This is a genomic window from Eubacterium uniforme, assembly GCF_900167115.1.
GTDB lineage: Bacteria > Bacillota > Clostridia > Lachnospirales > Lachnospiraceae > Eubacterium_S > Eubacterium_S uniforme.
The window spans coordinates 1-1,290 of sequence record NZ_FUXZ01000041.1; the positions used below are offsets into that span (position 1 = coordinate 1).

Sequence of the window (1,290 nt, forward strand, 5' to 3'; positions counted from 1 at the left end):
AATATTGGGAAGAATACTTTGGATGTAAAGCAATATATCACGATACGTACAAAACAAAAGAAGAAAGCATAGATAAACCTAGATTCAATCCAAATCTTGGAAAGAGCAGATGATTAAATTAAAGGAGAGCGAAGTGTATGAAAGCATTACTTAGAAATAGTTTAATAACTTTTATTACAGTCATGAGTATATCATGCATAGGCAATGTTAAAGCATATGCAGAAAATACAAAGACTGTTAAATTTGGTGGAAAGAAAAAGAATGTGACATTATATGTTGGCGAAAAACTTAATATCAAAGTTAAGAAGTATACTTCGTCCTCAAAAAAGAAAAAACTTGTATTCAAAAGTAATAATAAGAAAGTTACAGTTACAAAAAAAGGAATAATAGCTGCTAAAAAAACTGGAAGCGCAAAAGTAACTGTTAAAGCTAAAAATAGCAATAAGAAAACAATTATAAAGGTTAAAGTAAAGAAAGCTCCAAAGGATAAAGTAGTTGGTCTTAATTATAAGGTAAATTGGAGATATAAAAAAGTTAAGACATATAACTCAACTGATTATATTTGGAACAATGGTATTCTTACTGGAGTTAAAAAAGGTGCAAAACCTATTTATATCAAACAAAAAACAACAATTAATAGTTATAAATTATCCTGGCTTGCATTAGACGGAGCTGATGGATATGAAGTACAAAGATGGCATTTCGTAACAGACTGGGATACTAAAGGCCATTGGGAAACTATAAAAGATACTAAAAAAACTTCGTATAAAATAACTGATTTTGCAATGAATGAACTAGCAAAAATAAAAATAAAAGCATATAATATAGTTGATGGTGAAAAAGTTTATAATAATTCTTCAGGAACGATATCGATTAGAACTGAAGCCTCTTCTACATGTTATAAAGAACCATTAGTTAATAGGTGGAAATCAGAAGAAGCATTTTATTTACAGAATAAAGTAAGGGAAAAAGCAGGTGTAGATCTGTTAAAATGGGACGAAGATTTATATACTTTTGCATGTTATAGAGTAGAAGGACGAGTAAAAGGGTATTATAAGGATCATGGTTGGGTAGACTCTATGTTTGATGCATTTACAAATAATATTTTTGATTTCGGTACTAACCCGCTCGGTGAAAACTACTATAGTTCTAGCAAAGAAAAAAGTGCTAAAGATTCTATTGTTGCATGGCAAAATTCTAAAGGTCATTATGAATCTATGATATCGAAGCTCATTAAATTTGGTGCCATAGCTATGGGAAGTGGTGAATCATATGCTGTTTTTACTGAAA

1 protein-coding gene is annotated in these 1,290 nt (G+C 29.8%); it reads left to right on the forward strand.

Annotated elements, in window-relative coordinates; translation table 11 throughout:
• Nucleotides 1–137 precede the first annotated feature (137 nt).
• On the forward strand, nt 138–1,290 hold a 1,153-nt coding region (locus B5D16_RS12295), incomplete at its 3' end, for a CAP domain-containing protein (RefSeq protein WP_200804001.1).